Raw genomic sequence first — 11,307 nt, 5'->3', positions numbered from 1 at the left:
TTTGACTTAGAGCCAAAAAAACAGACTCATAAGAGTCTGTAGGTGAATCATTATTTGTTATCAGGTGTTTGAGTTTGATCATCTTTATCAGTTTGTTTGATGTCATCTTCATCGAAAACAACATCAGTTGCTTCTTCGTCATCTTTTAATTCCTGAGTTTTATCTTTCAAAGAATTTTTAAGTGATTCAGTTTTATTATTGAAGTCACTAACTAAAGTGTCTTTATCGGCCAAGCCAAAACCACCATTATTGAAATCTCCACGGATCATTTTGACATTTTCTAGAGCTTTTTGACCTTTTTCGCTGACAAGATATTTAGAAACTAAATAACCCGTTGCACTACCTAATATAATTCCTGCTAAAAAGCGTCTTTTTTTCATAGTTACTTCTTCTTTCTAGGTAAGATCTTTGAAGCAAGTTTTGCGATAGATGCCACATTAGCAACATTCAATAAGCTACTGATTCCAAAACTACTATCTTTAGGCTTATCAGAAGTAGCGTCAGCTGCTTTATTACCGAGATTTTCCACAGTATCGAACAATGGATTCAATTTACTTGATTTGCCATTAACGTCATCCATCAATGTATTTGTTTTATCAACTAAACGACCAGATTGATCAAGGATACGATCAGTATTCTTAGTGATCACACCTAACATCTTCGTTGTTTCCTTAATTGTATCTTGTAATTTCTTTAATAGTTTTGCGGTTTGTACAAGGGCCACTGCCAAGAAAATAACTAAAACGACAAAAGCAATAGCTGCGATAAGTCCTGCGATTTGTCCACCTGTCATAATAATTCCTCCTCTTTTTGTTTTTACTGGCAATTTAATACTAGCATTATTGCAAATTTACGGCAACGGTTACAAGACAATCCAATCTTGCCATTGCTGTTCTAATTTACGAATTGCAGTTCCACGATGACTAATACTGTTTTTCTCGTCCAATGTCATCTGAGCCATCGTCTTATCCATTTCAGGTACATAAAAAAGTGGATCATAACCAAATCCATCGTCGCCTTCAGGGAAATTAGTGATCCGACCATGGACTTCCCCTCTGACTACTAAGTCTTGATCATTTTTAGGATTGGCAAAAACTAAGACAGTCACAAAGGTGCCGGTCCGCTTTTCCTCAGGGGTTCCACCAATCTCAGATAAGAGTTTCGCATTGTTGGCAGCGTCATTATGATCACCTGCGTAACGGGCAGACAATACTCCTGGCTGTCCAAATAAAGCGTCAACAGCTAGACCTGAGTCATCGGCAATAGTTGGCAACTGTAATTGTTCCATGACCGTATGAGCCTTAATAGTGGCATTCTCTTCAAAAGTCGCCCCAGTCTCTTTGATCTCAGGAAAATCAGGAAAATCGAGTAAGGTCTTGATCTCATAATTATCTGTATCAAAGATCTTTTTAAATTCTTTAGCTTTATTGGGGTTTTTAGTAGCAATGATTATTTCTTGCATCTTAGTCTCCTATTTTAACTAAATTGATATCAGTGGCTCCCTTACCTAACCAATCTTGAGCCAATTTCTTAAAACTGTCTAGGTCTGCAGTGGTATTCAACTCAATATGACCGTTTGCGGCTTGATCAGTCACTAAATCATTATCCAGCAAAAATTGCTTAGTGACATTCGTTGTTTCGATCCCAGGGTCAACTAACTTAACCTTGTCGCCCATAAATGAGTGGATCTGCTTTTGCAACATTGGAAAATGCGTGCAACCTAGTATCAATGTATCTACATTAGTATTTTTAAATGGTGTCAAAGTTTCTTCAATGTCTAAGCGAGCTTTTTCGGTATTTCCAGCATTATTCTCGACTATCTTAACGAAATGCTGTGCTGGCAAAGATGTTACTTTGATGCTGCTATCTGCTTTCTTGATGGTTTCTGGATAACTGTTAGAATCGATTGTAGATTGCGTACCAATGACACCAATCTCTTTAGTCTTGGTATCTTCCACTGCACCTTGAGCTCCGGAACGGATGACTCCAAACATTGGTACATCGAATTCTTTTGAAATGGTCGGTAGTGCTCGAGCCGTGGCAGTATTACAGGCAAAAATGATTGCTTTAACCTTTTGCTGAACTAAGAACTGGACCATTTCTCGAGTATATTTGATAATCTCTGAAGCTGGACGCACGCCATATGGCATATGAGCTTCGTCTCCGATAAAGATAATATCTTCGTGTGGTAATTTCTTGATCACCTCTGAGGTAACGGTCAAACCGCCAACTCCAGAATCTAGTAAACCAATAGGTCTTTTATCACTCATAATGACTCTCCTATAAATAAATTAGAAAGCAATTTTATTTTTTTAGTTAGTTCGGTATTTACTTAAAAAGGCATTCACCTAATGATATAATAATTTTATGAAAAAGGAGTACAAATAATGGCCAAACAAAATAACGAAAATGAAAATGAACAAATTAATGATGAGATCGACTCTGCTGAAACTAGTGAAACTCAAAATGACTTAACTGAGAAGTACTTTGCTGTTTCAGTTCTACGTGATTTCGTTTTGCCTGATTTGTTGGACAAGGATACTCCTGAACTTTTATATTGGGCGGGAAAAGACCTGAGCAGACGTTTAGCAATTCAAGATATGAACAATCTACCCGGAGTTTTTCAAAATGCTGGTTTCGGTCAATTGGCAATTACTAATCAATCAAAAACTAGTTATAAGTATCAATTATCCGGACCTGAAGTAATCCAACGATTTAACCTAAATAATGACAAGCCAGAATTTTCGCTCGAGGCAGGCTTTATTAGTGAAACTGCCCAAAATACCATTGGTGCATATTGTATGGGCAATTTCTCGTTAGACTTAAAAAATAAAACGGTTAACATTTTGATTCAAATTGAAAGGAACTGAAACTATAATATACAACAAAAAGTGCGTGCTGACAAAGTTGTTTTAAGGAAATATCAAAATACTGACCTACTAAAAAGGCTGTCAATTCTTAAAATTGACGGCCTTTTTGAATCTTTAAAATTTAGTTTATGCGAGTTTATTAAGGATATTTTCTGATAGAGCATGAGAGACTCCGTGATGATTATTATCAGTCGTGATCCAATCGGCAACCTTTTTAACACCATCTGGTGCATTGTTCATGGCTACTCCAAAACCAGAACGCACTAGCATCGGAACATCATTAAAATTGTCACCGATCGTCATCGTCTCCGAAGAATCGATCCCATAATGTTGAGTCAATTCCTTAAGAACAATTTTCTTAGAAGCTTTCTTATTAGTCACCTCGAGATAATTGTCCTTGGAGAGTACAAATGAACAATCCTTAAGGCCAGATTTTTCCAAGTGTTCCATTAATTGATGAATGGTCTTAGCTTGATCGATCAGGAGAAATTTGTGAACCGGATGATCCTCAATGAATATTTGGAGATCCTTTTTGATGGGTTCAAGTTTAGTAATTGCTGACTCTTGTTGATTCCACTGGTCAGCTGTTTCAATATACCATTTCATTTTTGAATAAAGATTGATTGAAACACTGGGAAAACTTTCTTCGAGGATGTTGAAAATCTTTTTTGTTTCTGTTGGTGGAATCGTATGGCTTGTGATGACTTCGACATTTTCCTGGTCAAGATTTTTGACGACATAGGCTCCGTTGTAACAGGCGACTGGATTATCGAGAATACCCAATTCTTTAGCGATTGGAAGCATCGCTTCAGGTGACCTGGCTGATGCTAACACAAAAGGGATCTTTTGCTGTTTCATCTTCTCAAGTTGTCGTTTTAAGGAGCTATCAATTTGTTGACTGTCGTCCAAAATCGTTCCATCGATATCGCTCAAAACTAATTTTATACTCATACTCGGCCTCCTAAAATCTAATTTAATCATACCGCAAAAATAAAAAGGCGCTGATGTATCTTCTACATCAACGCCTTAACAAAATTAGTCTGTGTATCCATCAAGGATCTTAGTCAATTGAGCTTTGCTATGGAAGCCAGTCAACTTATCAACGACTTTGCCATCTTTTTTGATAACAAGTGTTGGAATTGCCATGATACCAAATGATTCTGGTGTCTTAGGATTTGCATCTACGTCCATCTTTGTGAACTTAACTGCATCGTTATCCTCGGATAATTCTTCAACTACAGGCGATTGCATACGACAAGGACCACACCATGTTGCCCAAAAGTCAGTTAAAACAACACCGTCTTTTGTTTCTTCTTCAAAGTTTGTATCTGTTAATTCATCAACCATGTTTTTCACTCCTTTTACATCTCATAAAGATATTATCACTTTTATTATTTTAAGAATACCAATTCGACTCATATTTACAAGTCGACGATCGTAGCACCTGAGCCACCTGAACTTGCCGGTGCATAACCAAATGATTTCACACGCGGATTACCTTGGAGATATTTGGTTACACCTTTTCTAATAACTCCGGTACCGAAACCATGCACGATGGTAACTTGATTATAACCTGCTAAGAGGGCTTCATCAATGTAACGATCAAGATCAGTCATTGCTTCATCATACCTTTCTCCACGAAGATCTAGCTTACTGGAAAGCAATGAACTCTTGGTCCGTTTGACCAAAGTTGGCTTAGGTTGGTCCTGTTCGACTTTTTGATCAGTCTTTTCAAGATCGACAGCATCAAATTTCATCTTCAAGATACCCAACTGGACCTCATACTGATTATCTTTATTCTTACGGATGATCGTACCGATTTGTCCATAAGGAATGGCTTTGACCTCATCACCAACTTTGAGCTGCTGACGTTTCTTAGCTCGACGCAAGACCCGATTCTTTTTAGTAGCTTCATCTTGATGAAGATTCTTCAAATCAGTCCGAGCTGAAATGATCTGGTCATCTTTAACAGCAACTCCGGAGCGTTCCAATTCTTTAAGATGATCGATGATTTTTTCAGTCTTCTTCTTAGTAGAAGAAACAATTTGATTGGCTCGAATTTTAGCAGCTTTTATTTCACTATCTTTTGATTTTTCAAGCTGATCACGTTGATTTTCGTAATCTTCTTCAACTTCCTTGTTCTTAGCTAATTGTTGTTCAAGTTTCTGATTATTATTTTCAAATTCTTTTCGACGGTTTTCCAAGTCACTGATCATATTGTTCAAATCTTGACTTTCACCGCTCATCAATGATTTTCCTCTTTCGACAACGGACGAGTTCATTCCTAATCTTGAAGCAATATTGAAAGCATTACTTGCACCAGGAATACCTATCAAAAGCCGATATGTCGGCTTTAATGACTTGTCATCAAATTCCATGCTAGCGTTGATTGTATCCTGTGTATTGTATGCATAAATCTTTAATTCAGGATAATGAGTCGTTGCCATAATTTCACAATCAGACTTCGACAACTCTTCAAGAATGGCAATAGCAATGGCTGCACCCTCTTGAGGATCAGTTCCGGCACCTAACTCATCGATCAACACTAAACTCTTATCAGTTACATTCTTCATGATATTTATGATGTTGTCCATATGTGAAGAAAAGGTACTTAAATTTTGTTCAATTGATTGTTCATCACCAATATCAACGAAGACTTCATCAAAAACTGCAACATGACTTTCTTCATGAGCAGGGATAAATAATCCCGCTTGAGCCATGATTTGAATCAATCCCAAAGTCTTCATAGTGATTGTTTTACCACCAGTATTAGGACCAGTGATCAACATTGTCTTATAGTCATCGCCAATTTTAATGTCATTAGCAACAATTTTATCAGGGTCGATCAGTGGATGCTTAGCTTGTTTCAAGTCAACAATATTATCACGAGAAACTAATGGTTCAGTAGCTTTGATCTGGTTAGCATATTTAGCTTTGGCGTTGATCAAGTCGAACTCTGCCAATACCTCATTGTTGTTTAAAATATCACTGATATCAGGACGGACTAAATCAGACAGTTCACCCAAGATCTTGATTTCCTCTAGTCGTTCAGAAGTCTGAGCATCATGTAATTGATTGTTCATGCCTACGACTGATTGTGGTTCAATATACAGAGTTTGTCCACTGGCACTTTGGTCGTGAACTACTCCCCCAAATTTAGCTCGATACTCAGTCTTAACTGGAACAACAAACCGATCATCACGCAAAGTAACGATAGCTTCAGTCAAATACTTAGTGCCCTTACCACGTGTGAACTGTTCCATTGAATGTCTGATTTGATCGTTCAATTTATTGATTTGATTTCGGATATAGCCTAGATCATCCGAAGCAGTATCCAAAAGACGACCCGACTCATCAACTGACTGATTGATTCGTTTAGTCAATTGCGGGTTATCGATCAATTTATCACTGAGATTATAAAGTTCCCGCAAAGTTATCTCATCATCGTGCATCGTTTCGAAAAATTGTTTCAATTCTGAGGTGTTTTTGAGAACTTGGCCGATGGCAGCTAATTCTGTTCCATTTAAATTTCCATCTTTCTTGAGACGATTGGCTTGATCATGCAAGTCATCGAGTTTACGAACAGGAATCTCGCCTTTCAAACGGACGATATCCATTCCATCTTTAGTTTGGTCGATCAAACGGTGGACGATAGATTCCACTGACATCGGCATTAGTTTCTTTAGTAACGTCTTTCCACGAGATGTGATCAGATATTTGGCAATTTCATCTTTGATTTTGTCAAACTCGAGCACACTCAGTGCTTTATTATTCATATAAAAACTCCAGACATCTTTTCATTTTTATTTTTCTTGATTAAAAAAGGCTAATTCACGTTGTAAAAGATAACCTTTCGATCCATCAATTTTCAACTTAGAATTAACCTGTCTTATTTATATTTTCTAAATACTTCCAATCCATAGTGATGGTAGCCAACTAGAGATCACTGGTGAAGCTTCGATCATAGCTGAAGCGATAAACGAGTGATCCAAAGCGTGTTGAATACCAGCAACGGGGATCATTGCTACTATCAGAAGGATCATAAATATGGAAATGTAACTGACGATTAATCCTAGGATCCCGCCACTTAGTAAGTTTACATCGTTAGGCATTGGAACATATGTCAATCGTTTGAAATAAAGACCGACGAAACGGATGACGATCCAACCGATGAAACAAACAAAAATAAATGCAAAGGCACGATAAAATGCATCGTCTAATCCCATACCTACTTTGGTCGAGAAAAACGCAAATTCACTACCTAAGTTGGCAGATGGATATGGAACGATCATTTCAAATTTTGGACCTAGAAACCGAAAGCTCACTAAGGCCAATGCAAAAAATAAGGCATAGCCAATTGTATAAAAGGCCTGCATAGCTAGACCACGTCTAGCACCGACATAAAAGCCGTAAACTAAAAATAAAATAATTAAAAGACTTAGCATTTTATCCCCTTAAGAATAGTTCAGTGTATCTATTAATTTTATCACAATATTACTGATGCAAATACCTGATATTAAGGACACCTTAAACAATAAAATACGAACCGTAATCCCTACGGATCATAGTTCGTAATTTTATTAGATATCTTGATTATCATCATTTGTGAATGTGTTAAGGACTTCTTGAACCATGTCCCACTCTTCTGGATCCTCAATTGGATTCAATTCTCCAGCGTCAACGTCACCATTTTCATCTGGTGAGAATGAGAAGGCTTGAACTTCGATTTCATCAGAACCCTCGGCTTTCTTAGGATAAAGGAAAACGTAAGACTTACCATAATCATCTGAGTCAAAAGTAAAGAGAATTTCATAAGTTTCTTCGTTACCATCCTCATCACTTAAAACTACTTCTTTCATATCATCATTAGAACCGGATTTTTCACTCATAAATTTCACCTAATTTCGTGTTAGCTTGCCTTTGGCATCTAGATAATTTTGTAAAATCATCTCAGCAGCAATTTTATCGATCACTTTTTTTCTTTTCCGACGAGAAACATTGGCCTCATCGACTAACATGCGTTCTGCTTGTACGGTCGTCAAGCGTTCATCTGTAAAATCAACAGGAAGTTCAAATCTTTCTGTGACCATTTTTCCATATTCACGCGATTTTTCGGCACGAGGGCCTTCAGTATTATTCATATTTTTAGGTAACCCGATCACTACTCCAGTAGCCTTTTTTTCGTTGATGATCTCTTCTAGACGGTCTAAACCAAAGTCTTCCTTATCCTCGTTGATACGGATGATCTCGACACCTTGAGCAGTCCATCCCAATAGATCACTAACAGCCACTCCGACTGTTCGGGAACCTACGTCTAATCCGAGTAATCGCATTACTTATTTTGATTGAGATAACTCTTAACTAATTCTTCGATTATCTCATCTCGTTCATGTTTTAAAATTAAATTTCTAGCGTCATTGTGACGAGGAATATAAGCTGGATCACCAGATAGCAAGTATCCAACGATCTGATTAATTGGATTATAGCCTTTTTCCTCTAAGGATTGATAGACGCTTTGTAAAGTCTCTTTAACGTCTCTACCTTTATTTTCGTTAAAGTTAAAACTCATTGTTTTATCAAGTGAACTCATGGCAAAATCTCCATTTAATATTATTAAAGTGACCGTTAGTTATCATGTTCTATTATAGAACACTTTAAGTATTTTTAATAATATCTTTAGCTTTTTGTAATGCTTTTGTCAAACCATTAGGATCTTTTCCACCAGCTTGAGCCATGTCAGGACGGCCACCACCGCCACCTTGAATCTCTTTGGCGATTTGTTTGATCAAATCACCGGCTTTTAGACCCTTAGCTTGAGCATCTTTACCAACTGAAACGACCAGATTAGCTTTATCTCCGGAACCAGCTCCCAAGACTAAGACATCAGACTTTTGTTCACTCTTCCACTTATCAGCCAATTGTCTCAAGGTTGCCATATCAGCACCTGAGATCACATTGGCGATAACATTCAGACCACTGATCTCTTCAACTTTGTCAAAGACTTCAGCTGATTTTTGACTAGTCAATTGAACCTTTAAGTTTTGATTATCACGTTTCAATTGTTTGACTTCGTCGACCAACTGCTCAGCTCTTGCAGGAACATCCTTAAATTGGTTGACCTTCATTTTACCAGCTGTTTCTTTCAACAAGCTTAACTGATCATTCAAATATTCAAAAGCTTCTTCACCAGTAACTGCATCGATCCGACGGACACCAGAACCAACCGCGGATTCAGAAGTGATCTTGAATAAACCAATCTCTGCAGTATTGCTTACGTGAGTACCACCACAGAATTCAACTGAGTAATCGTCTACTTCAACTACTCGGACAGTATCACCATATTTCTCACTAAACATGGCAATGGCACCCTTTTTCTTTTTAGCTTCTTCAATTGGTAGAACTTCCGTCTTAACCGGGATAGCTGCCCAAATCTTTTCATTGATGATCTTTTCAAGTTGACTGATCTGTTGGTCGTTCAAGGCATCATTACTATTGAAATCAAATCTCAAGTAACCTGGCTCAACTAACGAACCAGCTTGATGTGTCCGTGGATCGACCACTTCACGCAAGGCTTGATCTAACAAGTGCGTTGCCGTGTGATTGTGACGAACCTTTTCACGGAAATCAACGTTGATCTTCAAAACATATTTTTGATTAACGTCTAATTCAGAAATGACCTTTACAATATGAATATTTTGACCATTAGGGGCGTGCTGAACATCCATGACTTCAGCAACTTGATTGTTGTTTTCATCGTAGATATTACCAATATCAGCAACCTGTCCACCCATCTCAGCATAAAACGGAGTTTGATCAAAAATCAATTGAGCTTGTTCAGTCGTCATGTTTACCGAATCGACTATTTCATCGTTAACGACGATATCTTTCAATGTAGCAGTAGCTTCATTGTGATCGTAACCGATAAACTCACTTGGCGTCTTGATCTCCATCAAGGTCTCATCTTGCATACCCATCGATTGTAAATCACCACGAGCTTGACGAGCACGTTCACGTTGAAGTTCCATGTTATGTTTGAAACCATCTTCGTCAACAGACATCCCTTCATCATGAGCATATTCAACTGTCATCTCAAGTGGGAAACCGTATGTATCGAATAACTTGAAGGCACTCTCACCATCAATAACTTGCTCGTTATCCTTTTTAAGATCGGCGATTACCCCATTCAGTAATTGAAGCCCATCATTCAGTGTTTCTGAGAAACGTTTTTCTTCAGCCTTGATGGTCTTGGAAATGAACTCTTGTTGTTGGCTGACTTCTGGATAGTAACTTTCCATGATCTTACCAACGATTGGGACTAATTTATAAAGGAATGGTCCATTGATGCCTAACTTCTTACCATTCAAAACTGCTCGTCTGATCAAACGACGGATGACATAGCCACGGCCTTCATTTGAAGGCAATGCGCCATCACCGACAGCAAAAGAAACTGTTCTAGCATGGTCAGCAATGATCTTGAAGGAGACGTCATCAGCGTCACTAGTATCATATTTACGATTATCACTAAGGCCTTCAACGTGTTCGATCAAAGGCATGAACAAATCAGTTTCAAAGTTAGTCTTAGTACCTTGGATAATGGAAACTAATCTTTCAAGTCCCATACCCGTATCAATGTTCTTATGTGGTTGTTCAACGTATTTGCCAGATGGTAAATGATTCAATTCAGAGAAAACAATGTTCCAAACTTCAAGGTAACGTTCGTTCTCACCGCCTGGATAACTTTCAGGGTCGTTTTCAGGTAAGTTGTTGAATGATTGACCACGATCGTAGAAGATCTCTGAGTCAGGGCCACATGGACCTTCACCGATATCCCAGAAGTTGTCTTCAACTTTATAAATATGATCAGGATCGATACCCACTTCAGCCCAAAGTTTCTGGGTATCAGTATCTTTTGGATAAGTTGTTACATAAAGCTTTTCTGGATCCATATCGAGCCAGTCCGGACTTGTTAAAAACTCAAATGCCCAAGGGATTACTTCCTTCTTAAAGTAATCACCAACCGAAAAGTTTCCTAGCATCTCAAAGAACGTTTGGTGACGAGCTGTCTTACCAACGTTTTCGATATCATTAGTTCTGATGCATTTTTGAGCATTCGTGATCCGTGGATTTTTTGGAACGACTGATCCGTCAAAATATTTCTTCAAAGTGGCCACACCAGAATTGACCCACAATAAAGTTGGATCATTGACTGGTACTAATGATGCACTAGGTTCGATCGTATGACCTTTTGTCTGGAAAAAGTCTAAAAACATTTGTCTGATTTCTGAACTTGATAGATTCTTCATTGTTCTCCCTTAAAACAAAAATCGTTGCAACACCAAGGACGCCCATGCGCGGTACCACCTTGTTTGCAACGATTATCGTTAGCCTCTCAACAAATTATTTACGTTTTAATTACCAACTGGTAGCAACAAATAGG

The 11,307-nt window shown here is 38.0% G+C and carries 13 protein-coding genes; 1 reads left to right on the top strand and 12 read right to left on the bottom strand.

Going from position 1 to position 11,307, the window contains the following annotated elements:
* Positions 1–50: 50 nt before the first annotated feature.
* The 4 genes from FC27_RS09355 to murI all read right to left on the bottom strand — a co-directional run bounded on the left by FC27_RS09355 (position 51) and on the right by murI (position 2,270).
* Positions 51–380, bottom strand: a complete 330-nt coding sequence (locus tag FC27_RS09355; RefSeq protein WP_010624790.1) for a hypothetical protein — start codon at positions 378–380, stop codon at positions 51–53.
* 2 nt (positions 381–382) lie between these two features.
* Complete coding sequence (locus tag FC27_RS09350) at positions 383–793, bottom strand: DUF948 domain-containing protein (protein WP_010624791.1); 411 nt, start codon at positions 791–793, stop codon at positions 383–385.
* A gap of 69 nt (positions 794–862) precedes the next feature.
* Positions 863–1,462: an XTP/dITP diphosphatase gene (locus tag FC27_RS09345; protein ID WP_010624792.1), complete on the bottom strand. Its 600-nt coding sequence runs from the start codon at positions 1,460–1,462 to the stop codon at positions 863–865.
* A gap of 1 nt (position 1,463) precedes the next feature.
* Complete coding sequence (gene murI, locus FC27_RS09340) at positions 1,464–2,270, bottom strand: glutamate racemase (RefSeq protein ID WP_010624793.1); 807 nt, start codon at positions 2,268–2,270, stop codon at positions 1,464–1,466.
* A 117-nt stretch (positions 2,271–2,387) separates the two neighbouring features.
* Between murI and FC27_RS09335 the strand changes: the two genes are divergently transcribed.
* Positions 2,388–2,870 carry a DUF2507 domain-containing protein gene (locus FC27_RS09335; RefSeq protein ID WP_010624794.1) on the top strand — a complete coding sequence of 161 codons (483 nt, stop codon included), beginning with the start codon at positions 2,388–2,390 and terminating at the stop codon, positions 2,868–2,870.
* Between the two features lie 126 nt (positions 2,871–2,996).
* Here FC27_RS09335 and FC27_RS09330 read toward each other — a convergent pair whose 3' ends face one another.
* The 8 genes from FC27_RS09330 to alaS all read right to left on the bottom strand — a co-directional run bounded on the left by FC27_RS09330 (position 2,997) and on the right by alaS (position 11,173).
* Positions 2,997–3,821 carry a Cof-type HAD-IIB family hydrolase gene (locus FC27_RS09330; protein ID WP_010624795.1) on the bottom strand — a complete coding sequence of 275 codons (825 nt, stop codon included), beginning with the start codon at positions 3,819–3,821 and terminating at the stop codon, positions 2,997–2,999.
* Between the two features lie 84 nt (positions 3,822–3,905).
* Positions 3,906–4,217, bottom strand: a complete 312-nt coding sequence (gene trxA, locus FC27_RS09325) for a thioredoxin (RefSeq protein WP_010624796.1) — start codon at positions 4,215–4,217, stop codon at positions 3,906–3,908.
* Between the two features lie 74 nt (positions 4,218–4,291).
* Positions 4,292–6,646 carry an endonuclease MutS2 gene (locus tag FC27_RS09320; protein WP_010624797.1) on the bottom strand — a complete coding sequence of 785 codons (2,355 nt, stop codon included), beginning with the start codon at positions 6,644–6,646 and terminating at the stop codon, positions 4,292–4,294.
* Positions 6,647–6,772: 126 nt separating this feature from the next.
* Positions 6,773–7,315, bottom strand: coding sequence for a CvpA family protein (locus FC27_RS09315; protein ID WP_010624798.1), 543 nt, complete (start codon positions 7,313–7,315; stop codon positions 6,773–6,775).
* Positions 7,316–7,450: 135 nt separating this feature from the next.
* Complete coding sequence (locus FC27_RS09310) at positions 7,451–7,759, bottom strand: DUF1292 domain-containing protein (RefSeq protein WP_010624799.1); 309 nt, start codon at positions 7,757–7,759, stop codon at positions 7,451–7,453.
* 9 nt (positions 7,760–7,768) lie between these two features.
* A complete protein-coding gene (gene ruvX, locus FC27_RS09305; protein WP_010624800.1) occupies positions 7,769–8,203 on the bottom strand; it encodes a Holliday junction resolvase RuvX in 435 nt (144 codons plus the stop codon).
* The gene (locus tag FC27_RS09300; RefSeq protein WP_010624801.1) at positions 8,203–8,460 is read right to left on the bottom strand and encodes an IreB family regulatory phosphoprotein; all 258 of its coding nucleotides are present in this window, start codon (positions 8,458–8,460) and stop codon (positions 8,203–8,205) included. The genes ruvX and FC27_RS09300 overlap by 1 nt, the downstream gene beginning before the upstream one ends.
* A 64-nt stretch (positions 8,461–8,524) precedes the next feature.
* Positions 8,525–11,173: an alanine--tRNA ligase gene (gene alaS / locus FC27_RS09295; RefSeq protein WP_010624802.1), complete on the bottom strand. Its 2,649-nt coding sequence runs from the start codon at positions 11,171–11,173 to the stop codon at positions 8,525–8,527.
* Positions 11,174–11,307: the final 134 nt, after the last annotated feature.

The organism is Companilactobacillus versmoldensis DSM 14857 = KCTC 3814 (assembly GCF_001434295.1).
In the GTDB taxonomy this organism is placed as follows: Bacteria; Bacillota; Bacilli; order Lactobacillales; family Lactobacillaceae; genus Companilactobacillus; species Companilactobacillus versmoldensis.
The sequence above is the reverse complement of the archived record's forward strand: the minus strand, read 5'-3'. Positions and strand labels throughout refer to the sequence as shown.